Origin of the sequence: Paraburkholderia sp. BR10872, assembly GCF_040965835.1 — a bacterium.
Lineage (GTDB): Bacteria > Pseudomonadota > Gammaproteobacteria > Burkholderiales > Burkholderiaceae > Paraburkholderia > Paraburkholderia nodosa_A.
On record NZ_JBFRCN010000009.1, the window covers coordinates 157,261 to 179,798 of the forward strand.

Below are 22,538 nucleotides of genomic sequence, written 5' to 3' on the forward strand. Positions count from 1 at the left end.
CGGAAATGGGTGTTCGGAAACGTTTCATGAAACGTTCCATAGATTGTGGCATGAAACACCGGTCGTACGCTGGGGTTGCCTAAAGTGTTGTTTTATATGGTTTGCGCCCAGTTTCCGCTGGTTGGCACACATCGTGCAATTGTCTGAGCCATCTCAAAACCCACTGAACGGAGTCATCGCGATGACCACTTCCACTGCAGCACGCCGCGCCGCGTTCCGCGCCAAGGTCAACGAGCGCCGCGGCCTGCTCGTGCCGGGCGCCTTCAACGCCATGAGCGCCCGCGTGATCGAGGACGCCGGCTTCGAAGCGCTCTACCTCACGGGCGCGGGCGTCACCAACATGTCGTTCGGCCTGCCCGATCTCGGCTTCATCGGCTTGAGCGACATTGCCGAGCACACGGCGCGCGTGCGCGACGCGGTCAACCTGCCGCTCATCGTCGATGCCGACACGGGCTTCGGCAACGCGCTCAATGTGCGCCAGACCGTGCGCACGCTCGAGCGCAGCGGCGCCGACGCGATCCAGTTCGAAGACCAGGTGATGCCGAAGAAGTGCGGCCACTTCGCTAACAAGGAAGTGATCGGCGCGAGCGAGATGGTGGGCAAGATCCGCGCCGCCGTGGATGCGCGCGAAGATGGCAACCTGCTCATCATGGCGCGCACCGACGCGGCCGCCGTGCACGGCATCGAAGACGCGATCGCGCGCGGCCACGCGTTCATCGAGGCGGGCGCGGACATTCTCTTTATCGAAGCCACGGAAAAGCTCGAAGACATCGAACGCCTGCCCAAACTCATCGACGCACCGCAACTCATCAACATCGTGATTGGCGGCAAGACGCCGGTGCAGTCGCGCGAAGCGCTGGCGGCCCTTGGCTACGCGCTGGTGCTGTACGCGAACGCGGCGTTGCAGGGCGCCGTGGTCGGCATGCAGCGCGCTCTCGGGCAGTTGCGCACGAACGGCCGGCTCGACGAAGACGCGACGATCGTCGCGCCGTTCGCCGAGCGTCAGCGCCTCGTGAACAAGCCGCTCTTCGACCGGCTCGATCGCGAGTACGCACCGAAGGACTGAACGCCACAGCGCACAATTTGCAAAACAAGAGGAGGAGACACGCATGTCGAACGACACGGATTTCGGAGTCCGAATCGAAAAGCAGCCGGCAGAAACAGCACCGATCGCGCGGCCGCGCATCCGTTCGATCGTCGGGGGCCTGGCCGGCAACCTGATCGAGTGGTACGACTTTCTGGCGTACAGCATCTTTTCGATTTACTTCGCGAAGTCGTTTTTCCCGAGCGACAAGCCGACCGTGCAGCTCATGAACACGGCGGCCATCGCGGCCGTGGGTTACGTTGCGAGGCCGCTCGGCAGCTGGCTCGTGGGCTTCTACGCCGACCGCCACGGGCGCAAGTCGGCGCTCACGTGGTCGGTCACGGCCATGTGCATCGGCTCGCTGATGATCGCGCTCACGCCCGGTTACGCGAGCATCGGCGTACTCGCGCCTGTCGTGCTGATTGCGGCGCGCCTCCTGCAGGGCCTGAGCATGGGCGGCGAGTACGGCACCAGTGCGACTTACCTCAGCGAGATCGCGCCCGCCAACCGGCGCGGCTTCTATCTTGGCTTTTTGCAGGTGAGCGTGGTGGCCGGCCAACTCGTTGCGCTCGCACTCATGCTCGTCATGCAGAACCTGCTGATGACGGCCGGGCAGATCGAGCGTTGGGCGGCGCGCTCGCGCTGTTCGCGCTTTATATGCGCCGCAACGTGACGGAGACCGAAGCGTTCGAGCGCGGCCGGCGTGAGGCCGGTCCGCCCGTGCTCAAGCAACTGCTGTTGCACTGGCGGCAGATTCTGCTCGCTATCGGCATGACTGTGGGCGGCACGGTGGGCTTCTATACGTTCACGATTTACATGCAGAAGTACCTCGTGAACACCGTGGGCCTTTCGAAGGAGATGTCGACGCTCGTCTCCACCGGCGCGCTGCTGCTGTATATGCCGCTCCAGCCGCTCTTCGGGCTCGCCTCCGACGTGTTCGGCCGCCGCCCGGTGCTGATCTGCTTTGGCCTGTCGACCACGCTGTTTTCCGTGCCGCTTTTCACGGCGCTCAGCCACACGCGGGATCCGCTGGTGGCGTTCCTGCTGTCGTTCGCCGGCCTCGTGATGTTGAGCGGCTTCACCTCGGTGCACATGCTCGCGAAAACGGAGCTGTTCCCCACGCGCATCCGCGCGCTCGCGGTGGGACTGCCGTACGCGCTCACCACGGCGATTCTCGGCGGCACGACGGAGTTTGTCGCGCTGCGCTTCAAGGCGAGCGGCCACGAGCAGTACTTTTACTGGTACGTCACGGCCTGCGCGGCGATTTCGCTGATCGTGTATCTGCGCATGCCGGAAACGCGCGGGCGCCCGGCGAGTTCCGCGTGATGCGAGTCAATCGGCACGGCGCCTCACGAAGCGCTGCTCCGTGACCTTCGTGCCCCACTGGTCGCCTTCGGACGCCTGCGCGAGGTGAAAGCCGAACGACTCGTACAGATGCCGCGCGGCGTTGAGGCCTTTGAAGGTCCACAGGTAGGTCTCGGCGTGGTGCGCATCGACGAACTGCATCGCGTTGGTCATCAACTGCCGGCCGATGCCGGTACCGCGCAGTGAGTCGTCGACGATGAACCAGCGCAGGTGAGCGACACCTGCGTTGCCGCTCTCGTTGCCGTCGATGGCAAGCGAAGCGAGGACGCGATCGCGCTCCACCGCGAGCCAGAGCGCCTTGCCAACGGCTGGCAAGGCGCCGGTGAAGTCGGCGAGTTCCGTGGCCACCTTCTTCTCGAAGTACGAGCCGAAGCCCCAGTTCGCCGCGTAGAACCGCGCGTGCAGGCTCGCAATGTCGCCAATGCAGCCGGGCCGGTAGCCTTCCACGATCTGCACGCCCGCCGCCGGCGCTGTTGCGCGGGTCTCGTTGGGGTTGTCGTGCGCGAGCGCGTCGGCGTAGAGCGCGAGCGCACGCACGAGCGTCTGCTGGTCGGCAGGAACGAGCCTGCGCAGCGCATTGGAAACCTGATCCGTGGCGAAGCGGTCGATCTTCGCGCGCAGCTTCTGGCCTGCCGCGCTCAGGGTCAACTCGGTAGAGCGCGCGTCATCGTCGGCGGTCTTGCGTTTGACGAGACCGGCCGCCTCGAGCCGCGCGACCTGGCGGCTCGTGTTCGACTTGTCGAGCCGCAGGATGTCGCCGAGCGCCCGTGCATTGATGCCCGGCTGCGCGCCGATCTCGATGATGGCGTGTACGGCGGATGGGGCGAGATCGCTGTCGGCGAGCGTGGTGCGCATGAAGCCCAGCTCGCGCACGAGCCGCCGCGAGAACTCGCGCAGTTCGAGGATGGTCGTCTCGCGAGGCTGCGCGGGCACGTCGACAAAATCCATGATGGTCTCCGTTATGGTCTGCACGGTCTTCAGGCAAATGGTTGCGACTCGCAACCATTTGGACTCAATATAGGCGTGCACGACGGATAAGGCAAGTTCGCCACGCGGCCGGGAAATTGACGTTCGACCCTTCCACTGGCTCAGGCGCCAGAGGAACGCCAATTGCGAGAGGTCAAAGCCTCCACCGAACGCCGCGCAGCCATGCTCAAGGAACGCCTCAACCCGTACGGAAACGCGCCCAAAGAGCAGGCGCGCAGGCAGGACGACGACGTCGGCCAGCGCGCACTGGTGCTCGGCTCGCTCGGCGTGGTGTTCGGCGACATCGGCACGAGCCCGATCTACGCGCTGCGCGAAGCCGTGCAGACGGCGCATTCCACGGCCCAGCCGGTGGTGATGGGCGTGCTCTCCATGATCCTGTGGGCGGTGCTGATCGTGGTCGTGCTCAAGTACGCCTGCTTCGTCATGCGCGCCGACAACGAAGGCGAGGGCGGCATCGTTGCGCTCACGGCGCTGGTGTGCGCCGGATTCGCGAAGGCGGGGCGGCCCGCGCCGCGTCTGCTCGTGCTCGCGGGTCTCGTCGGTGCGGCGATGTTTTACGGCGACTCGATGATCACGCCTGCCATTTCGGTGCTTTCCGCGGTGGAAGGGCTCAAGGAAATCAATCCCGCATTCGACAGCGCCGTGCTGCCGGTTTCATTGGCGATTCTGGTGGCGCTCTTCCTGTTCCAGGCGCGCGGCACCGCCGTGGTCGGGCGCACCTTCGGGCCCGTCATGGCGCTCTGGTTCCTGAGCCTCGGCGCGGTGGGCGTTTATCACATCGTGCTCTATCCGGCGATTCTCGCCGCGGCGTCGCCGGTCTGGGCCGTGCGGCTCGCGCTCGCGCATCCGGGGCTCGCCTTCGGCGTGCTCGCTGCCGTAATTCTTGCGTTGACGGGCGCCGAGGCGCTCTACGCCGACATTGGCCACTTCGGCACGCGCTCCATTCGCATTGCGTTCTTTTGCGTCGTGCTGCCGGCGATCGTCGCGGGCTATTTCGGCCAGGCCGCGACCGTGCTGTTCGAGCCGGGCGGCGCCAGCCAGCCGTTCTTTCGCTCGATGCCGCATTGGGCGCTCATTCCGGCGGTCGGCATCGCCATGCTTGCCACTATCATCGCTTCGCAAGCGGTGATCTCGGGCGCGTTTTCCATGACGAGCCAGGCCATCGAGTTGGGCTTCCTGCCGCGCATGCGCACGATCGAAACCTCGAGCACGCGGCGCGGCCAGATCTATGTTCCGGCAGTCAACGCGGGTTTGCTCGTGGCCGTGGTGTTTCTCGTGCTGTTCTTTCGCAGCTCCGAGCGGCTCACGTCCGCGTATGGCCTCGCCGTGGCGATGACGATGGTGACCACGTCGATGCAAATGCTATCTGTATGTCGCGAAGTATGGGGCTGGCCGCGCGTCGCCACATGGCTGGCATGTGTGCCGCTGCTGATCGTGGACGGCATGCTGCTTGCCGCGAGCTTGCCGAAAATTCCCACCGGTGGCTGGTTCCCGGTTTCCGTGGGCGCATTGCTGTTCATCATGATGAGTACCTGGCACCGTGGCCGCGAACTGGAGGCGCGTCATGCGGCACGCGGCGAATCGGTGGACGTCTTTTTGCGTGGTATCTGCACTGCCGATCCGAAGCCGCCTCGCGTGCCGGGCACGGCCGTGTATCCGGGCAACGCACCCGGCATGACGCCGGCCGCGCTCGCGAGCAACGTGCGCCACAATCACGTCCTGCATCGCACGGTGATCGTGTTCGCCAATGTTTCGGAGTCCGCACCGCAGGCTGACGATGAAACGCGCATCGAAGCGCGCGACCTCGGCGCGGGTTGCTGGGAGATCGTCGCGCATCATGGCTTCGTCGAGCGGCCCAATCTGCCGCGGCTTTTGGCATCGCTGCAAGGCAGGTTGGGCGATTGGCGTTTCGACCCGCAACAGACCACGTTCTACTTGCCGCGCGACGAGGTGCTGCGCGAGCAAGCCCAGCAGGACGTGAGCCGCTGGCGTGCGCGGCTCTTCGCGTTCATGTCGTACCACTGCACTTCGAGCGCCGAGTATTACGGTCTGGCTCCCGCGCATGTGGTCGAGCTGGGCGTGCAGGTGGCGCTGTGAGCATGACGCCGGCCGGCGCCGTCATGCCGTGCCCGCCGCCGCCGAAAGGGTGGAGATGATCTCGGCGTTGAAGGCAGGTATATCGTCGGGCTTGCGGCTCGTAATGAAGTTGCCGTCGTGGACCATGGTCTCGTCGACCCACTTGCCGCCCGCATTGCGGATATCGTCCTGAAGCGAGGGCCAGCTCGTCATGGTGTGTCCCTTGACGATACCAGCTGAGACCGGCAGCCAACCACCATGGCAGATCACGGCAATCGTCTTATGCGCGTCGTTGGCCGCACGCACGAACGCCTGCGCCTCCGGAATCAGGCGGATGGCATCAGAGTTCACCACGCCGCCGGGCAATACGACCGCGTCGTAGTCATCCGCCTTCGCGCTGCCGAAGGTGCGGTCCACCTTGATCTTGCTGCCTTTGTCGACGTGACGAAAACCCTGAATTTCACCGCTTTTCTGCGATATCACGTCCACGTGCGCCCCCGCTTCCTTCAATGCGCGGCGCGGCTCGGTAAGTTCGACTTCCTCGAATCCGTCCATGGCAAGGATTGCGACCTTGCAGTTGTCGAGCAGATTGGCCATTGCGATTTCCTCCTTGAGTGAGACCGTCTGAGACCGTTTGCAACCAATCTCAACTGTAGCAAGGCGGATGCCGCGCGGTGCGTGAAACCTCGAATCAGAGCAAACGGCGCGCAGCCGGATTCGACTCTGCGGCGGCATGGCGCTTGCGGAACAACGGTCAGGCGTGGTGCGCCGCCGGTTCGCCACGTAGCAGTTCCATCCACAATCCTCAAGGAGAGCGAAATGAATGGTTCGATCAAACAATTGCTGGCTGGGGTCATCATCGCAACGTGTTCGGCAGCGGCGCTCGCGCAGGGCGCAGGCGGGGGAGCCGGCGGGGGAGCCGGTGGCGCCGGCGGCGGTAGCAATGGTGTAGGCGCGGGCGGCGGCACGACGGGCGCGGCGGGCATCAATACGGCGCGTCCGCCGGGCAGCACCGCAGGCACCCGTTATAACAATAGCGGCTATGGCGCGCCCGGCACGACAGCGACCGGCGGCGGCCAGGGAACGGGGACTGGCGCGGCACCTGCGCCTGCCACGGGAACCCCTCAAAGCATGCCGTATAACAACGACAACAGTAACGGCAATGGCGGGATGAGCACGCAGCCTGGCGGCAGCCAATAAGGGCGTGGTAGGTAGTCAAACTGACTATCGAAGAAGAATCGGGGTGTAGTGCGAAGGGCGAGCGACGCAGCGTGCGTCGCCCGCCCTTTTTAGGGCTGCATCTTTTCAGGCGAGCGGTCAGTCGATCTGCTTGTTGCCGGTTTCCTCGAACATTGAAACGGCGATGAGCGAAATCAGCACGCAGCCGATCATGTACCACGCGGGGGCCATCTTGTTGCCCGTCACATGGATGAGCCAGCCGGCCACGAGCTGAGCCGTGCCGCCGAACACGGAAACCGCAATCGCGTATGCACTCGACATATAGCCTGCGCGCAGATGTTTCGGAAAGTTTTCCGGCATCAGCGCGTAAGCGGGCGCAGAGCCCATCGTATAGCAGAGCATGAGCACGACGAGCGCGGCGAGCACGACCGGCAGCGACGGAAAGTGCGTCATGAGCCAGAACGCCGGATACAGCAGCAGGATCAACGCGACGCGCCCGATCACCGTGAGCGGCTTGCGGCGGCCCATGCGGTCCGACCACGCGCCGTAGATCGGGCACATCACGAGCGAGATCGTGCTGGACGCCACGCCCGCGAGGATCGCCATTTTGGGTGGCAGTCCCAGGTACTGGATGCAGTAGGTCGGCATGTAGTACATCATCACGTAGGTCGAAACCGACATGCCCATGATCGCGAAGATCGTGAGAAACCAGTTGCGCACGTACAGGCCGCGCTTCGGGTCGTCGCGGTCCGCGATCACGCGCTGCGCGGGCGGCTCTTCGCGAATGTGCCGGCGCAGATAGATGCCGACCGGCGCGATGAGCGTGCCGAGCAAGAATGGAATGCGCCATCCCCAGCTATGCATCGTTTCCGCGGAGAGCAGAAAGCCGAGGCTCGCCGCGAGGCCCGAGCCGAGCAGCGCCGCCGCGCCCTGGCTCGCGAGCTGCCAGCTCGCGCGAAACCCGCGGCTTGCCTGGCCGCCCATTTCGAGGAGGGTGGCGGTGGCCGCGCCGAACTCGCCGCCCTGCGCGAAACCCTGGACGAGGCGGGCAACCACGATCAAGAGCGGCGCGGCCAGGCCGATCTGCGCATAGGTCGGTGCAAGACCGATGGACGCGGAACCCACCGCCATCAGCAGGATGGTGAGCGTGAGCGCGGGCTTGCGGCCCGCGCGGTCCGCGTAGCGGCCGAGCACGATGCCGCCGAGCGGGCGCATCACGAAACCCACGGCGAACACCGCGAACGCGAGCAAGAGCGACGTGACCTGGCTGTCGGCGGGAAAGAACTGATGGCCGATCGTGAGCGCGAAATAGCTATAGACCGTGAAGTCGAAGAATTCGAGCAGGTTGCCGATCACCGCCGCGAGAACGATCTTGCGCTGGTAGCCCGGCGAGAGCGGCGCTTCTTCGGCTGTTTCCAGAAGCGGTTCGGTGGCGGCGTTCATGCACGCTCCTTGCTGAGGAAGCGTTCGACGAGGCGCGTCCAGAACGCTGCGCCAATGGTCAGATTGTCGTCGTTGAAGTCGTAGCGCGCGTTGTGCAGCATCGGGCGGCCTTCGCCATTGCCAAGGCGTACGAAACAACCGGGCCGCCGCTGCAGGTAGTACGCGAAGTCCTCGCTGCCGGCGATCGGCGGGAAGGGCGCGATGACGTGCTCCGGCCCGACCAGTTCCTCGGCGACCTGGCGTGCGAATTCGGTTTCGGCTTCGCTGTTGATCAGCACCGGATAACCGCGGATGAATTCGATGTCCACCGTCGCACCGTAGCTTTGCGCCTGCGCTTGCACGAGCGCGCGAATGCGTGCCTCGAGCGTCGCGCGCACCTCGGGCGAGAACGAGCGCACGCTCATTTCGAGCACGGCGTCTTCGGGGATCACGTTCGGCGCGTGGCCCGAACGGAACGCGCCGACGGTCACGACCGCGGCTTCGTTGGGGTCGACGTTGCGCGACACCACCGACTGCAGGGCCATCACGATGCTGCTGCCCACGAGCACCGGGTCGACGGCGAGATGCGGGCGCGCCGCGTGGCCGCCCTTGCCGTGAACGCGCAGCTTGACGGTGTCGCACGCGGCCATGAGCGGGCCGGCGCGAAAGCCGAAGGTGCCGGTGGGCACGCCCGGATGATTGTGCAGCCCGAAGATGGCTTCGCAGGGGAAGCGCTCGAACAGGCCGTCGGCGATCATGCGCTCGGCGCCGCTGTCCGAACCGGCTTCCTCGGCGGGCTGAAAAATCAGGTGGACGGTGCCGTCGAAATTGCGCGTTTTCGCGAGCTGGCGCGCGGCGCCGAGCAGCACGGTAGTGTGGCCGTCGTGGCCGCACGCGTGCATCTTGCCCGCGTGGATGCTCGCGTAGTCGAGGCCGGTCAGCTCCTGGACCGGCAGGGCGTCCATGTCGGCGCGCACGCCTACGGTGCGCGTGCTCGTGCCGGCCTTGAGCGCCGCCACGACGCCGTGCCCGCCCACATGGCGCGTGACTTCGTAGCCCCAGGACTCGAGCTTGTCGGCGACGAAACACGACGTGTCGGCTTCCTCGTACGACAGCTCGGGGTGCTTGTGGAGGTGATGACGGATTTCGTCGAGTTCCGATCGGGCTTCGGCCAGGTCGGCGACTTCGCAGTAGTGGTGCTCGCTCACGGGGACTCCCCTTATTGGAATGGGTTTTGGGCAAAAGCCAAAGGCCGAGTATTGCATCGACGAAAAACTCGACCCATGACGGAAAAGCACCGAAAATGTTGACTTATAGTCAACGATAGATTGTCGCGGCGCAGCATGGCAAGGCGCGCGGAAGGAGCAATGCAGTGCGGGGAAAGGCAGATTGGGAAGATGCGGCGCGAGGCGCGATCGACGAGATCGGCGAGCGCCCGCTGCGCTATCTGGCCGAAATCGCAGCCGCAGGCGGCGTGCGCATGGCCGCCGAGGCGCTCGGCATCAACGCCTCGGTCATCAGCAGGCAGGTGGCGGCGCTGGAGCGCCGGTTGCGCTTTCCGCTGATCGAGCGGCGCGGGCGCAGTGTGGCCGTGACCGAGATCGGTCAGGTGCTGGTGGACCACTATCGCGACGGGCAGCGCCGTCAGCGCGATCTGGCCGCGCGCCTGGAGGAGTACCGGCACCTGCGGCGCGGCCGCGTGGCGCTGGGTGTGGGCGAGGGCTTCATCGGCAATCTGATCGCGCGGGCGTTGCAGCGTTTTTCGATGACGTACCCGGACATTCTCGTGGAGATTCGCTCGGGGCCGACGCCGGTCGTGCTGTCGCTCGTGCGCGACGACGTCGTCGATATCGGCCTGTGCACACGCACCTCCGACGACCCTGCCATGCGCATTCATCCCTTCGCGTCGCGGCCGCTTTGCGCGCTCGTCGCACCCTCGCACCGCTTTGCGAAGATGCACAAGGTGGCGCCCGCCGAACTCGCCAGCGAGCGCCTGATCTTCATGACCGAGTCGTTCGGTGTGCAGCACTTCGTGCAGTCGCTGTTCGAAGATGCGCGTCTGAACGTGATGCCGGCGTATCGCGTGGATCTGTTCAACACGGCGCAGACGCTCGCGGCCGCTGGTCTTGGCGTGGCGTTCATGTCGTCGATCACGGCGCGCCGCGGCATCGATCTGGGCGAATTGGTGGCCGTGCCGATCGATCATCCGATCGCGGCGGGCTTTTCGAGCCAGATGGTCACACGCGTGGGCCGCAGGCTCTCACCTGCTGCCGATCACCTGAGGAAGCAGCTTGCGCAGAGTTTTCTGGAGTCGGCGGCGAAGTAGTCGAAAGACGTGGCGCGAGCGGCGATTTAGTTGCCGGTGTCCTGCACCGACGGCGTATCCCCAATCCGCAACACCGCATCGCGTTTGGCGAGCAAATGCTGCCGCAGTATCGCCGCGAGCCGCTTGCCGTCGCGCGCATCGAGCGCCGCCAGCATTTCGCCGTGCTCATGGATCGCGCGGTCCCACTTGGCGGTTTCGAAGTTCGAGCGGAACCGCAGCGCCTGCAAACGGCGATTCACCGCGATATACGTCTGCCGCAGCGCCGAATTGCGCGCCGCTTCGTTGATCTTGTCGTGAATCGCCTGATTGCGGCTGTAGTAACCGGCCAGATCGTTCTGCGCGCGGCAGGCGAGCATCGCGTAGTGCAGCGCCTTGATCTCGGCGATCTCAGCCGCGGTGATCCGCTCGCAAGCCAGTTCGCCTGAAAACGCTTCGAGTCCGCTCATGAGTTCGAAGGTCTCGCGCAGTTCCGCCTCCGACATCTTCGAGACCGAGGCGCCGCGATTCGGCGAAATCTCGATCAGCCCTTCGGACGCGAGCACCTTCAGCGCCTCGCGCAGCGGTGTGCGCGAAATGCCCAGCGTTTCGCACAGCTCGCGCTCGTTGAGCTTGCGCCCGGCCTCGAGCGCGCCTTCCACGATGAACCGCCGCAGATGGTCGACGACGGTGTCATGGAGTTGCTGGCGCGGAATGGGCGGCAGTTCCGGGCTGGTCGCAGAGGGGTTCAGGTTCGGGTTTTGCATGCAAAAGGCATTTCCATCGATTTCCAGCGAATTCTAGCCCAAGGACAGGACCCCAAAGAAGCTAGCTGTGCCTGGGGTAAACCACGTCAGAATTGTCTGTCTGCACATGAACTGGCTGGATTATAGTTTTTTGAATGCAAAATTCAAAACAGGAGCGATTGCATGTTGAAGCTCGATTTCCATCCCGCTGGTCGCCATTTCCTGCAGATTCCCGGGCCGAGCCCGGTGCCCGATCGCATCCTGCGCGCGATGAGCTATCCGACCATCGACCATCGCGGCCCCGAGTTCGCCGTGCTCGGGCTCAAGGTGCTGGACGGCATCAAGAAGATCTTCAAGACGCAGCAGCCGGTGGTGATTTACCCGGCCTCCGGCACGGGCGCGTGGGAAGCCGCGCTCACCAACACGCTGAGCCCCGGCGACACGGTGCTGATGTTCGAGACGGGCCATTTCGCGACGTTGTGGAAGCAAATGGCCGAACGCCTGGGCCTGAAGCCGGAATTTCTCGGCCTGCCCGGCATCGAGGGCTGGCGGCGCGGCGTGCAGGCCGACATGATCGAAAAGCGTTTGCGCGAGGACGCGCAGCACGCCATCAAGGCGGTGTGCGTGGTGCATAACGAGACCTCGACCGGCGTGACCTCGGACATCGCCGCGGTGCGCCGCGCGATCGATGCCGCCGGGCACCCGGCGCTGCTGCTCGTCGACACGATTTCCGGTCTCGCCAGCGCTGACTATCGCCATGACGAATGGGGCGTGGACGTGACCGTCTCCGGCTCGCAGAAGGGTCTCATGCTACCGCCGGGCATCAGCTTCAACGCCGTTTCGGCGAAGGCGCTGGCCGCGAGCGAGCACGCGAAGCTGCCGCGCAGCTTCTGGGGCTGGGCTGAGATCATCGAGATGAACAAGAGCGGCTACTGGCCGTACACGCCCAACACGAACCTGCTCTACGGCCTTTCCGAAGCGCTCGACATGCTGCAGGACGAAGGGCTCGACAACGTGTTCGCGCGGCATCAGCGGCTGGGCGAGGCGTGCCGGCGCGCGGTGCGCGCGTGGGGCCTCGAGATCCAGTGCGCCGATCCCGCCGTCTACAGTCCCGTGCTCACGGGCGTGATGATGCCCGAAGGCGTGGATGCGGATGCCGTGCGCAAGATCATCTACGAGCGCTTCGATCTCTCGCTCGGCACGGGCCTCGGCAAGGTCAAAGGGCGCATGTTCCGCATCGGGCATCTGGGCGACTGCAACGATCTCACGCTGCTGGCGGCATTGGCCGGCTGCGAGATGGGCCTGCGCATTGCGGGCGTGCCCCTGAAGGACAGCGGCTTGCCAGCCGCGATGGACTATCTCGCGGCGCAACCCAACGTGGTGTCGCTGAAAGCCGCCTGAAACAAGCACTTTTTCACATGCCGCGCACGGGGCGCGGCATGCGAGGCCGATTCCGGGCGATGCAAGATCGTTCCCATGCCGGACGCCACTTCGAGAAGGGCGATGCGGCCGACAGAACCAGCAACGGAGACTGACGATGAAACGGTATCGATTGACGAGCGCGAGCAGCATCGTGCTGATCATGCTCTGCATCATGTACTTCATCACCTACCTCGACCGTGTGAACGTGAGCACGGCGGCGGCGGGCTTCGGCAAGGAGTTCCAGCTTTCGCATACCGAAGTGGGACTGGTTTTTTCGGCGTTTGCGTATCCGTACCTGCTGTTTCAGATCATCGGCGGCTGGGTGAGCGACCGCTTCGGTGCGCGGCGCACGCTGCTTTTCTGCGGTGCGCTGTGGGGCGTGGCCACGGTTCTCACCGGCATGGCGGGCGGCCTCGCCACGCTGCTCGCCGCGCGCCTGTTGCTCGGCTTCGGCGAGGGCGCGACGTTTCCCGCCTCGACTTCGGCCATGTCGCGCTGGGTCGCGAAAGAGCGGCGCGGCTTCGCGCAGGGCATCACGCACTCCGCCTCGCGCATCGGCAATGCAGTGGCGCCAGCGGTGGTCGTGCTGGTGATGGCGCGCTACGGCTGGCGCGAATCGTTCTTCGTGTGCGGCGCGCTCAGCCTGCTGTGGGTGGTGGTGTGGGCGTTCACGTTCACCGAACATCCGAAGGATCACCCGCGCATTACCGAGGCCGAACTCGCGATCCTGCCGCCGCCCAAGCCGCGCGCGACCGGCCTGCCGTGGATGGCGCTCTTCAGGCGCATGATTCCGGTGACGATCGTCTACTTCTGCTACGGCTGGACGCTGTGGCTTTTCCTTAGCTGGATCCCGCAATACTTCCTGCACAACTATCACCTGCAGTTGGGCAAGTCGGCGATCTTCGCCTCGGTGGTGTTCCTCGCGGGCGTGGTGGGCGACACGCTCGGCGGCCTCGTGACCGACTGGCTCTTTCAGCGCACGGGCAACCTCAAGCGCGCGCGCAGCTGGATGGTCTCGGTGTGCATGCTGATCACGCTGATCGTGCTCGTGCCGCTGATGTTCGTGCACGACCCGGTCATTTCCATGGCGTGCCTCGCGGCGGGCTTCTTCTTCGCCGAAATGACGATCGGGCCGATGTGGGCGATTCCCATGGATATCGCGCCGGAATTCTCGGGCACGGCGAGCGGCATGATGAACACGGGCTCGGCGCTGGCCGCGATCATCTCGCCCGTGGTGGGCGGCTTTCTGATCGACCGCTTCGGCAACTGGGACCTGCCGTTCGTGGGCAGCATGGTGCTGATGGGGTGCGGCGTGATCCTCGCGTTCCGCATGCAGCCGGAGAGCCGCTTCGAGCTGGGCACGAAGGCTGACGAACCCGCAGGTTCTCATCAAGGAGTGTGAACGGCGATGGAAGGCGCACGCACCTCGGGCATGCTGGTCAAGCCGGTTCATCTCGTTCCTTCGAGCGCGGGCCACGGCTCGCCGCTCGCGCGGCGTCTGCGTGAAGCACTGCGCGGCGACGTGTTGTTCGACGCCGCAAGCCGCGGCCGTTACGCAACCGACGCCTCGATCTATCAGATCATGCCCATCGGCGTGGTCGTGCCACGCGATCAGGACGACTTGCGCGCCGCGCTGGAAGTGGCGCGCCTCGCGCACGCTCCCGTGCTGGCGCGCGGCGCGGGTACGAGCCAGTGCGGGCAGACGGTGGGCGAAGCGCTCGTGATCGACACGTCGAAGTGGCTCAACAACGTCGTCGAGTTCGACGCCGATGCGCGCACGGTGACGGTCGAACCGGGCGTCGTGCTCGATCATCTGAACGCGTGGCTCAAGCCGCACGGGTTGTGGTTTCCCGTGGATGTGTCGACGGCGGCGCAGTGCACGATCGGCGGCATGGCGGGCAACAACTCGTGCGGCTCGCGTTCGATCGAATACGGCAACATGGTGCACAACGTGCTCGGCATCGACGCGATTCTCGCGGATGGCACCGAAGCGCGCTTCCAGTCGCTGAACATGCCGCACGAAGGCGTGCGGCTGGCGGCGCTGCTCGAAGGCGTACAGCGCATCGCTACGCGCGAGCGCGGCGAGATCGCGGAACGCATGCCGAAGGTGCTGCGCCGTGTGGCCGGCTACAACATAGACCTGTTCGATTGCCAGAACCCGCTCGCTTATACCGACGACGGCGTGGCGAATCTCGCGCATCTGCTCGTGGGCTCCGAAGGCACGCTCGCGTTCAGCCGGCAGATCACGCTGAAGCTCGCGCCGCTGCCCGCGCACAAGACGCTGGGCGTAGTGAGCTTTCCCACGTTCTGGCAGGCGATGGACTCGGCGCAGCACATCGTCAAGCTCAAGCCGACTGCGGTCGAGCTGGTCGATCGCACGATGATCGAACTCGCGCTCGGCAATCCGGGCTTCAAGCCGGTGATCGAAAAGGCGCTGGTGGGCAGGCCCGATGCGATCCTGCTGGTCGAGTTCGCGGGCGACGAGCGTGACGCCCAGCTGCGCCGCCTCGAAGAACTGGTCGAGCTGATGGGCGACCACGGCCTCCCGGACTCAGTCGTGAAGATGACCGATGCGAACGAGCAAAAGGCGCTGTGGGAAGTGCGCAAAGCGGGCTTGAACATCATGATGAGCATGAAGGGCGACGGCAAGCCCGTCTCGTTCATCGAGGACTGCGCCGTGCCGCTCGAGCATCTCGCGGAGTACACGAGCCGCCTGACCGACATCTTCCATCGGCACGGCACCGAAGGCACGTGGTACGCGCACGCGAGCGTCGGCACGCTGCACGTGCGGCCGATACTCGACATGCGCCGCGACGGTGCGGCGAAAATGCGCGCGATAGGCGAGCAGGCTGCGGAATTGGTACGCGAGTACAAGGGTGCGTTTTCGGGCGAGCATGGCGATGGTCTGTGCCGCGGCGAATGGATTGCCTGGCAGTACGGACCGAAGATCAACGCCGCATTCTCGGAAATCAAGCAGCTGTTCGACCCCGAGAACCGTTTCAATCCCGACAAGATCGTGCGGCCGCCGAAAATGGACGACGCGACGCTGTTCCGCTTCGCGCCGGGATATCGCGAGCGCCAGATGCGGCCGATGCTCGACTGGTCGGCGTGGGACGTGGGCCGCGATCCGCTAACGGGTGTAGAAACGCCGCCCGGCAGCGGCGACGACCTGACCGGCGGACTCGCGAAGGCCGTGGAGATGTGCAACAACAACGGCCACTGCCGCAAGTTCGACGCGGGCACGATGTGCCCGAGCTACCGCGTGACGAAGGACGAGAAGCACGTGACGCGTGGCCGCGCGAACACGCTTCGGCTCGCGATCTCTGGCCAGTTGGGCGAGGACGGACTCGCAAGCGACGACGTCAAGGACACGCTCGACCTGTGCGTATCGTGCAAAGGCTGCAAGCGCGACTGTCCCACCGGCGTGGACATGGCGAAGCTGAAAATCGAGGCGCGCGCTGCATGGAATACGAAGCACGGTCTGAAGCTGCGCGAGAAGATGATTGCCTATTTACCGCGCTATGCGCGACGCGCGGCGCAAGCCGGCGGCCTTGCGGCGGCGGGCGAGCGTATCCCGGTGGTCTCCGCGTGGGCAAAGCGCATGCTCGGCTTCGCGCCGCAACGCTCGCTGCCGCAGTTGCGGCCTTCGTTCCTTGCGGAGGTCGCGGCCGCAAAGCCCGACGCAGCAGCGGCAACGAAGGAAGTGGTGCTGTTCGTCGACACCTTCAACGACAACTTCGAGCCCGAAAACGCCCGCGCCGCGCAACGTGTGCTCGAAGCGGCCGGCTATTTCGTGCACTTCAACGTGCGCGGCGAAGAGCGCCCGCTCTGCTGTGGCCGCACCTTCCTCGCCGCGGGACTGGTCGACGAGGCAAAGCGCGAGGCGCGGCGCCTGCTCGATACGCTGATGCCGTTCGTGGCCCGCGGCGTGTCGATCGTCGGGCTCGAACCTTCGTGCCTGCTCTCGATGCGCGACGAATTCCTGCAATACGGCTACGGCGACGAAGCGCGGGAGTTGTCGGCCGCGGCGTTCCTGTTCGAGGAATTCCTCGTGCGCGAGAAAGGCGCGGGCCGCTTCGATCTCACGTTGCACGAACTCGATGCGCCACGCGCGTGGGTGCACGGCCACTGCCACCAGAAAGCATTCGACGCCTTCCGCCCCGTGCTCACGGTGCTGGGCTGGATTCCGGGCCTCGATGTGAAGCCGATCGAATCGTCATGCTGCGGGATGGCGGGCAGCTTCGGCTACGAAGCGGAGCACTACGAAGCTTCGCTGGCGATGGCCGAGCTGGCGCTGTTGCCCGCCGTGCGCAAGGCGGATCGCGCTGATCTCGTCGTGGCGGATGGCACGAGTTGCCGCCACCAGATCCACGACGCCGCAAACGCCACGGCGCTACACGTGGCGCGGGTGCTGGAAATGGCGCTGCGCTAGGTCGCCAGCGTCCTCGTGCCCTGGCGCGCGCACACGGCATCCACGGCGTGCAGCATCTTGCCGAAGAACGCATCGGCGAATTGCGAATCGAGCCAGCGCACGATCAGCGCGATCTTGCGCTCGGGCTCGATCCACATGAACGAACTGCCCGCGCCGACGCCAAACCAGCTCGACTCGGGCACGCTCGGGAACATGCGCCGCCCCGTGTTGAGCCACACCAGCGAGCCGTAGAACGGCGCGAGCGGGCAGGGCGTGCGCATACGCGCGATCCATTCGCTCGAGAGTACGCGGCGGCCGGATACGACGCCGTCGTCGAGCAGCATTTGCGCGACCTTCAACTGATCGTTTGCGCTCACCGACATGCCGCCGCCCCAATGCGAGCCGCCCGGCACCGACTGCACGCGTCTGCCGCCCTGGTCGATCCACGCGTCGTCGTAACCGACCCATTGCCAGTTCTCGCTCGCGCCGACGGGCCTCATGATCGTCTCGCGAAAGACTTCGGGTAACGAACGACCGAACAGGCACAGGAGCGCGAACGAAAGCTGGTTGATGCGCACGTCGTTGTATTCCCAATACGTGCCGGGTGCGCGTAACGGGCGCAAGTCGCCTTTTTTCCCGTCGGGCGGCTCGCCGAACGTAACGGCGCGATAGTGATCGGCCTGATCGGTAAGGCCGAAGCACGTGCCTTGCCATTCGCTCGTCTGTTGCAGTAGATGCGTCCACGTGACCTGCGCATTGTGGTCATCATCGAAGCCGATGCCGGGCGCGCGCACGTGGACGGGCTCGTCGGGATCGGGCAGCAGGCCGCGATCGTGCGCCACGCCCGCGAGCAGCGCCAGATACGTCTTGGCGATGCTGAAGGTCAGATCGGGCCGATCGGGCGCGCCCCATTGCGCGAGCGGGCGCCCGTTCACAGCAACCGCGCCGGACACAGGGCCGCGATCGTGAATGGGGCCCAGCAAGCAGTTCCACGGCGGCGGGTCGTTCACGTGCACGCCGAAGTTGCCATCGGCATTGCGGTCCCATGCCGATTCGTGATCGACGGAAAACTGGATGGCGTCCTGAACTTCCTTCGGCAAATCGTGTTGCATACGAGCGTGTTTCCTGTTGGTGTTCTTGTGCGGGCCGCTTCAACGGGCGTCGAGGCGCATGCAGGCCCAGATCAGCGTAGCGAGGCTCAACACGGCCGCGAACATCAGCCAGAGCCCCGGCGCGAGATTGTTGCCGGTCGCCGCAATGAGCGCGGCCACGGCGAGCGGCGTGAAGCCGCCGAACACGGTCGTGCCGACGTTATAGGCGAGCGCCATGCCCGTGGTGCGCGTGCGTGCGGGGAAGAAGCTGGCCATGAGCGCCGGAATCGAAGCGAAATAGGTGACCTTCAGCACCGCGATCCAGACCACGGCCGCCAGCAGCGAGGGCAGCGAAGGATGGGCGGTGACGAACATGAACGCGGGATAGACGGTGAGCAGGAACAGCACGCCCGCCGCGAACATGATGCGCGTGCGGCCCACCTTGTCCGACCAGTGGCCCACGATCGGCGTGAGCACGATGGCGATCAGGCCGGCCACGAGCGTGGCGATGAAGCCCGACGAAGGTGCGAGGCCGAGCTGCCGCGCGGCATAGGTCGGCATGTAGAGCAGCACGTATTGGGCCGAGGTAGTCAGGATCAGCACGCCGATCGATGCGATCACGCGCGCCTTCTGCGTCGCGAACAGTTCGCGCACGGGCGACTCGGCTTTTTCGATACGCTCGAATTCGGGCGTTTCGTCCATGCGTCGGCGGATATAAAGGCCCACGGGACCGATCAGCACACCGAACAGGAACGGAATGCGCCAGCCCCAGCCTTCGAGCTGCGGCTGCGTGAGCATGCCCGTGAGCACCGCGCCGAACAGGGAGACGAGCAGCGTGCTCGCGCCCTGGCTCGAGAACTGCCAGCTCGACATGAAACCGCTGCGCTGCGGCGCGTGCTCGATCAGGAAGGCAGTGGAACTGCCGAACTCGCCGCCCGCCGAAAAGCCTTGCAGAAGACGCGAGGCAAAAATGCCGATGGGCGCGAGGATGCCGATCGTCGCGTAGGTGGGCATCAGCGCGACCATGCCGGTGCCGATCGTCATCATCGTGATGGAGAGCGTGAGCGACGCCTTGCGGCCCTTGCGGTCGCTGTATGAGCCGAGCACGAGCGCGCCGACCGGCCGCGCGAGGTACGAGAGCGCGAATGTGCCGAGCGTGAGCAGCAGCGACATCGTTGCGTTGTGAACGGGGAAGAAGAGCTTGGAGAGCGTCGAGGCGAAGTAGCCGTACGCCAGCAGGTCGTAGAACTCGAGCGCGTTGCCGATCGAAGTCGCGACGATGAGCCGCGAGACGTTCTTGCCTGACGTGCCTTGAGCAGGCTCTGACCAGGGCTCGCTGCCGTGCGCGGGTAGGGATTCGATGCTCATTGCGACGTCCTCATGCAAGCGTGGTGGGATGCGGTGCGGGGTTGGACGCACCGGCCTCTCTTGCGCCGAGGTCCCAGAAGAGGCCAGCCATAATGCGCAGCCCGTCGCGCACGACCGGGCCGAGCAGGTGCTCGTTCGGCGCGTGCTGCGAGCAGCCCGGATACGAATGCGGCACCCACAGCGTGGGCATGCCGAGCACCTCGGCGAATACGTCGTTGGGCAGCGTGCCGCCGAGATTCGGCAGCAGCACGGGGTCGGCTCCCGTGGTCTCGCGCAGCGAGCGCACCGCCCATTGCACCCAGGCGTTGTCGGGATCGACGCGCGTGGCCGGTGCGCCGCGTTCCACTTCGAGTTCGATCATCTCGAAGCCGTGCGCATCGAGGTGCGCGCGCACGATCCGTTCGAGGTCCTGCCAGTTCGTGCCCACGACGAAGCGGATCTGCATGTACGCGATGGCGTGGTGCGGAATCGCGTTCACGGGCTTCTCGGGGTTGCCCGTGCGGAACGCGAGTACTTCCAGATTGTTCCAGCCGAACACGCGCTCGGTGGGCGTGAGGCCCGGCTCGCCGTAATCGCGATCGACCTCGGGCTCGCCCGGATTGCCGCCCACGCGAATTTCGGCGAGCGCGCGGCGCACGGATTCCGGAATCGGCGGCGGGCGCAGGCCATCGACGAGGATCTTGCCGTGCGCATCGACCATGGAAGCGATCGCATTCGCGAGCACGACGCCCGGATTGCGCAACAGGCCGCCCCAGTTGCCCGAATGATGGCCGCCTTCGCGCAGCGTGAGTTCGAGCTTGAAATTGACGAGGCCGCGCGAGCCGAGAAAGATTGTCGGACGGTGCGCGCTCAGGCGCGGTCCGTCGGAGGCGATCAGCACGTCGGCGGCGAGTTCGTCGCGCAACCGCGTGCACAGTTCGTGCAGGCCCGGCGAGCCGACTTCCTCGCCCGTTTCGAACAGCAGCTTGAGGTTGAAGCCGAGTTTGCCGCCGCGTGCGTCGAGCACGGCCTCGAGCGCCGCGAGGTTGATGCTGTGCTGGCCTTTGTTGTCGGCGGTGCCGCGGCCGTACCAGCGCTCGCCGTCGACGGTTACGTCCCATGGCGTGAGGCCCGAGCGCCATTGCGCGTCGTAGCCGCGTACCACGTCGCCGTGGCCGTAGCTGAGCGCGGTGGGCAGCGCATCGTCTTCGTGGCGGTGAGCAATCAGGAACGGGCCCGCGCCGTTGGCGGGATTCTCGACGACCCGGCAGGTGAAACCCCATTGGGTGAGCAGCGGCGTGAGTTCCTCGTCCAGATAGGCGCGCAAACGGCCGCCGCTCTCCGGCTCCTGGCTCTCGGTGCGAAACGCCACGCGGCGGCGCAGGTCGTTCAGGAAGCGGCCTGAATCGTATTGATCGACTGCAGTTTGAATGGCGGTGTCACGGGTCAACGCGCGTCTCCCTCTGTTCGATGGCGTTTGATGACGTCGACCGATCCTGCAACCACCGATATTTCTGCACAATTACAATATTTGTGATCTATCTTTGCCGAAACGGCAAAGCGGACGAGACCGCGCTCATCGACATGGACAACACCGCACTGCGCTATTTTCTGGAAGTGGCCCGCAGCGGCTCGCTGAGCAAGGCGTCCGAGCGGCTCTACGTTGCCGTGTCTGCGCTCAGCCGGCAGATCGCCCGGCTCGAAGAGGAGCTCGGCACGCCGTTATTCGAACGGCGCCCGCGCGGCATGGTGCTGAGCGAGGCGGGGCGCATGCTGGCCGAGCACGCGCGGCGCAGCCTGCTCGAAACGGAGCGCGTGGTCGGCGAGATTCGCGGGCTGAGCGAGGGCGGTCGCGCGACCATCCGCGTTGCGAGTTCCGAAGGCCTCGCGCCGGATTTTCTGCCACAGGTATTTGCTCACTTTCTCCGGAGCCATCCGCAAACGCATTTTCAGCTGGACGTGTCCGCGCCTTCTGTTGCAACGCAGCGCGTGCGCGAGGGCACAGCCGATATCGCGCTGTGCTTCAGCGTCGCGCCCGAGAAGGAGATTGCCGTGCACTGTTCGCAGCGCGCGCCGATCTTCGCGCTCATGCGGCGCGATCATCCGCTGGCGGCGCGCGAGTCGCTGTCGTTGCGCGATCTGATCCCCTGGCCGGTCGCCATGAACAGCCAGGGCGTGACGATCCGCCAGCTCCTCGACATCGCGTGCAGCCTCGAAGGGCTGATCTTCGAGCCGGTGTTCGTCAGCAACTATCATGTGGCGTTGCAACGATTCGTACGCCTCACCGATGCCGTGACGTTCACCGGCTTTCTGACCGTGCGCGGCCGTCTCGAGGTGGAGGGGCTGGCCGCGGTGCCGCTCACGAACCCGGAACTGCATCAGCGCACGCTGCAGATCCAGACGATGGCGGGCCGCACGCTGCCGCAAACCATGCAGGCCTTTCTCGACCTGCTCACGCGCGCGATCGACGACGAGGAGCTTGCGGGCGGCTGATTTCGCCTTCGCGGTAAGCCTCGCGGCGAGCCGGCGCATGCCGGCGAAAACGGCGTCGGCTACATCTGCGGGGAAATCGGCGGGGATCTGCGCCGCGACGGCTTCGATCACGCGCGGCGTTTGCGCTGCCACCTGCGCGAGCATCGCTTCGACATCCGCCGCGGCGAATCCCACGCGCTGGCCTTGCGCGATCCAGTGCCGCGGATAGATCTCCTCGACGCGATAGTGCCGGTTGCGTCCGCGCACGGCCATCGCAAGGCTCACGCGCTGCGGCGCAATATGATTGCGGCCCCGGCCGACGACTGGATGCGCGCTGAGCACGTCGTAGAGCGGCGTGGCGGCGTACCGGCTGCCGGGCAGCAGCGCAATGCTGTAGTTCTTCGCGTGGCCGTCCGTGGCCGCGAGCAGCCAGAAGATGAGCTGCGTGACGAAGAAGTTGCGGCGATCGGCCGTGGCCTGCAAGGAGCCGTCCAGCACCTGCATGATCGCGTCGATGCCGGGGCCGCCGTCGGCTTCGTATTTGGCGAGGCCGGACGTGCCCGTGGCCTGGCACAGATCCTCCTGCGGCAGGCGCACGATCCACCTGGCGTCTTGCGAGCGACGCCAGGTGGAT

18 protein-coding genes and 1 pseudogene are annotated in these 22,538 nt (G+C 65.5%); 10 read left to right on the top strand and 9 right to left on the bottom strand.

The window, feature by feature from the left end:
• Window positions 1-181: 181 nt before the first annotated feature.
• From AB4Y43_RS10445 to AB4Y43_RS10455, 3 genes are read left to right on the top strand one after another with little or no spacing between them, the layout of a single operon-like run.
• Window positions 182-1,066, top strand: a complete 885-nt coding sequence (locus tag AB4Y43_RS10445; protein ID WP_368618835.1) for an oxaloacetate decarboxylase — start codon at window positions 182-184, stop codon at window positions 1,064-1,066.
• Between the two features lie 43 nt (window positions 1,067-1,109).
• A complete protein-coding gene (locus tag AB4Y43_RS10450; protein ID WP_368727757.1) occupies window positions 1,110-1,757 on the top strand; it encodes an MFS transporter in 648 nt (215 codons plus the stop codon).
• On the top strand, window positions 1,754-2,410 hold the full coding sequence (locus tag AB4Y43_RS10455; protein ID WP_368727758.1) for an MFS transporter: 657 nt from the start codon (window positions 1,754-1,756) through the stop codon (window positions 2,408-2,410). The genes AB4Y43_RS10450 and AB4Y43_RS10455 overlap by 4 nt, the downstream gene beginning before the upstream one ends.
• A 6-nt stretch (window positions 2,411-2,416) precedes the next feature.
• Here the strand turns inward: AB4Y43_RS10455 and AB4Y43_RS10460 are convergent, their stop codons facing one another.
• Window positions 2,417-3,397, bottom strand: coding sequence for a GNAT family N-acetyltransferase (locus AB4Y43_RS10460; RefSeq protein WP_368727759.1), 981 nt, complete (start codon window positions 3,395-3,397; stop codon window positions 2,417-2,419).
• 162 nt (window positions 3,398-3,559) lie between these two features.
• Here AB4Y43_RS10460 and AB4Y43_RS10465 point away from each other — a divergent pair, with 162 nt between their 5' ends.
• Window positions 3,560-5,533, top strand: coding sequence for a potassium transporter Kup (locus tag AB4Y43_RS10465; protein WP_368727760.1), 1,974 nt, complete (start codon window positions 3,560-3,562; stop codon window positions 5,531-5,533).
• Between the two features lie 21 nt (window positions 5,534-5,554).
• Here the strand turns inward: AB4Y43_RS10465 and AB4Y43_RS10470 are convergent, their stop codons facing one another.
• Window positions 5,555-6,109 carry a type 1 glutamine amidotransferase domain-containing protein gene (locus AB4Y43_RS10470; RefSeq protein WP_368604480.1) on the bottom strand — a complete coding sequence of 185 codons (555 nt, stop codon included), beginning with the start codon at window positions 6,107-6,109 and terminating at the stop codon, window positions 5,555-5,557.
• 222 nt (window positions 6,110-6,331) lie between these two features.
• Here AB4Y43_RS10470 and AB4Y43_RS10475 point away from each other — a divergent pair, with 222 nt between their 5' ends.
• Window positions 6,332-6,712, top strand: coding sequence for a hypothetical protein (locus tag AB4Y43_RS10475; RefSeq protein WP_368727761.1), 381 nt, complete (start codon window positions 6,332-6,334; stop codon window positions 6,710-6,712).
• Between the two features lie 117 nt (window positions 6,713-6,829).
• Here AB4Y43_RS10475 and AB4Y43_RS10480 read toward each other — a convergent pair whose 3' ends face one another.
• Together AB4Y43_RS10480 and AB4Y43_RS10485 are read right to left on the bottom strand one after the other, a co-directional pair.
• Entirely contained in the window at window positions 6,830-8,134 is a 1,305-nt protein-coding gene (locus AB4Y43_RS10480; protein ID WP_368727762.1) for an MFS transporter, read from the bottom strand.
• Window positions 8,131-9,321, bottom strand: coding sequence for a M20 aminoacylase family protein (locus AB4Y43_RS10485; RefSeq protein ID WP_368727763.1), 1,191 nt, complete (start codon window positions 9,319-9,321; stop codon window positions 8,131-8,133). Before AB4Y43_RS10485 ends, AB4Y43_RS10480 begins: the two co-directional genes overlap by 4 nt.
• Window positions 9,322-9,485: 164 nt before the next feature.
• Between AB4Y43_RS10485 and AB4Y43_RS10490 the strand changes: the two genes are divergently transcribed.
• Window positions 9,486-10,439, top strand: a complete 954-nt coding sequence (locus AB4Y43_RS10490; RefSeq protein ID WP_256094890.1) for a LysR family transcriptional regulator — start codon at window positions 9,486-9,488, stop codon at window positions 10,437-10,439.
• Between the two features lie 26 nt (window positions 10,440-10,465).
• On the opposite strand, the gene AB4Y43_RS10495 is transcribed toward AB4Y43_RS10490, so the two are convergent.
• Window positions 10,466-11,182: a GntR family transcriptional regulator gene (locus AB4Y43_RS10495; protein WP_368604448.1), complete on the bottom strand. Its 717-nt coding sequence runs from the start codon at window positions 11,180-11,182 to the stop codon at window positions 10,466-10,468.
• Between the two features lie 162 nt (window positions 11,183-11,344).
• Between AB4Y43_RS10495 and AB4Y43_RS10500 the strand changes: the two genes are divergently transcribed.
• From AB4Y43_RS10500 to AB4Y43_RS10510, 3 genes are all read left to right on the top strand, one after another.
• Window positions 11,345-12,562: an alanine--glyoxylate aminotransferase family protein gene (locus tag AB4Y43_RS10500; protein ID WP_368727764.1), complete on the top strand. Its 1,218-nt coding sequence runs from the start codon at window positions 11,345-11,347 to the stop codon at window positions 12,560-12,562.
• A gap of 136 nt (window positions 12,563-12,698) precedes the next feature.
• A complete protein-coding gene (locus tag AB4Y43_RS10505) occupies window positions 12,699-13,985 on the top strand; it encodes an MFS transporter (RefSeq protein ID WP_342948770.1) in 1,287 nt (428 codons plus the stop codon).
• A 6-nt stretch (window positions 13,986-13,991) separates the two neighbouring features.
• The gene (locus tag AB4Y43_RS10510; RefSeq protein ID WP_368727765.1) at window positions 13,992-17,015 is read left to right on the top strand and encodes an FAD-binding and (Fe-S)-binding domain-containing protein; all 3,024 of its coding nucleotides are present in this window, start codon (window positions 13,992-13,994) and stop codon (window positions 17,013-17,015) included.
• Here AB4Y43_RS10510 and AB4Y43_RS10515 read toward each other — a convergent pair.
• The 3 genes from AB4Y43_RS10515 to AB4Y43_RS10525 are packed head-to-tail and all read right to left on the bottom strand — an operon-like array spanning window position 17,012 to window position 20,882.
• Window positions 17,012-18,106, bottom strand: coding sequence for a serine hydrolase domain-containing protein (locus AB4Y43_RS10515; RefSeq protein WP_368727766.1), 1,095 nt, complete (start codon window positions 18,104-18,106; stop codon window positions 17,012-17,014). The genes AB4Y43_RS10510 and AB4Y43_RS10515 overlap by 4 nt on opposite strands.
• Before the next feature lie 39 nt (window positions 18,107-18,145).
• Window positions 18,146-19,453 (bottom strand): MFS transporter, encoded by a 1,308-nt coding sequence (locus AB4Y43_RS10520; RefSeq protein ID WP_069266663.1) that lies wholly within the window; start codon window positions 19,451-19,453, stop codon window positions 18,146-18,148.
• 10 nt (window positions 19,454-19,463) lie between these two features.
• Window positions 19,464-20,882 (bottom strand): M20 family metallopeptidase, encoded by a 1,419-nt coding sequence (locus tag AB4Y43_RS10525; protein WP_368727767.1) that lies wholly within the window; start codon window positions 20,880-20,882, stop codon window positions 19,464-19,466.
• 134 nt (window positions 20,883-21,016) lie between these two features.
• Here AB4Y43_RS10525 and AB4Y43_RS10530 point away from each other — a divergent pair, with 134 nt between their 5' ends.
• The gene (locus AB4Y43_RS10530) at window positions 21,017-21,925 is read left to right on the top strand and encodes a LysR family transcriptional regulator (RefSeq protein ID WP_069266722.1); all 909 of its coding nucleotides are present in this window, start codon (window positions 21,017-21,019) and stop codon (window positions 21,923-21,925) included.
• Between the two features lie 15 nt (window positions 21,926-21,940).
• On the opposite strand, the pseudogene AB4Y43_RS10535 reads toward AB4Y43_RS10530, so the two are convergent.
• Window positions 21,941-22,538 (bottom strand): annotated as a pseudogene (locus AB4Y43_RS10535) (HipA domain-containing protein); the annotation flags it as partial.

Bases quoted from the DNA above. Each gene is read 5' to 3' on its own strand.
- AB4Y43_RS10460 (WP_368727759.1), bottom strand. From the start codon at position 3,397: ATGGATTTTGTCGACGTGCCCGCGCAGCCTCGCGAGACGACCATCCTC.
- AB4Y43_RS10475 (WP_368727761.1), top strand. From the start codon at position 6,332: ATGAATGGTTCGATCAAACAATTGCTGGCTGGGGTCATCATCGCAACG.
- AB4Y43_RS10515 (WP_368727766.1), bottom strand. From the start codon at position 18,106: ATGCAACACGATTTGCCGAAGGAAGTTCAGGACGCCATCCAGTTTTCC.
- AB4Y43_RS10495 (WP_368604448.1), bottom strand. From the start codon at position 11,182: ATGCAAAACCCGAACCTGAACCCCTCTGCGACCAGCCCGGAACTGCCG.
- AB4Y43_RS10500 (WP_368727764.1), top strand. From the start codon at position 11,345: ATGTTGAAGCTCGATTTCCATCCCGCTGGTCGCCATTTCCTGCAGATT.
- AB4Y43_RS10480 (WP_368727762.1), bottom strand. From the start codon at position 8,134: ATGAACGCCGCCACCGAACCGCTTCTGGAAACAGCCGAAGAAGCGCCG.
- AB4Y43_RS10450 (WP_368727757.1), top strand. From the start codon at position 1,110: ATGTCGAACGACACGGATTTCGGAGTCCGAATCGAAAAGCAGCCGGCA.
- AB4Y43_RS10445 (WP_368618835.1), top strand. From the start codon at position 182: ATGACCACTTCCACTGCAGCACGCCGCGCCGCGTTCCGCGCCAAGGTC.
- AB4Y43_RS10470 (WP_368604480.1), bottom strand. From the start codon at position 6,109: ATGGCCAATCTGCTCGACAACTGCAAGGTCGCAATCCTTGCCATGGAC.
- AB4Y43_RS10520 (WP_069266663.1), bottom strand. From the start codon at position 19,453: ATGAGCATCGAATCCCTACCCGCGCACGGCAGCGAGCCCTGGTCAGAG.
- AB4Y43_RS10510 (WP_368727765.1), top strand. From the start codon at position 13,992: ATGGAAGGCGCACGCACCTCGGGCATGCTGGTCAAGCCGGTTCATCTC.
- AB4Y43_RS10530 (WP_069266722.1), top strand. From the start codon at position 21,017: ATGGACAACACCGCACTGCGCTATTTTCTGGAAGTGGCCCGCAGCGGC.
- AB4Y43_RS10505 (WP_342948770.1), top strand. From the start codon at position 12,699: ATGAAACGGTATCGATTGACGAGCGCGAGCAGCATCGTGCTGATCATG.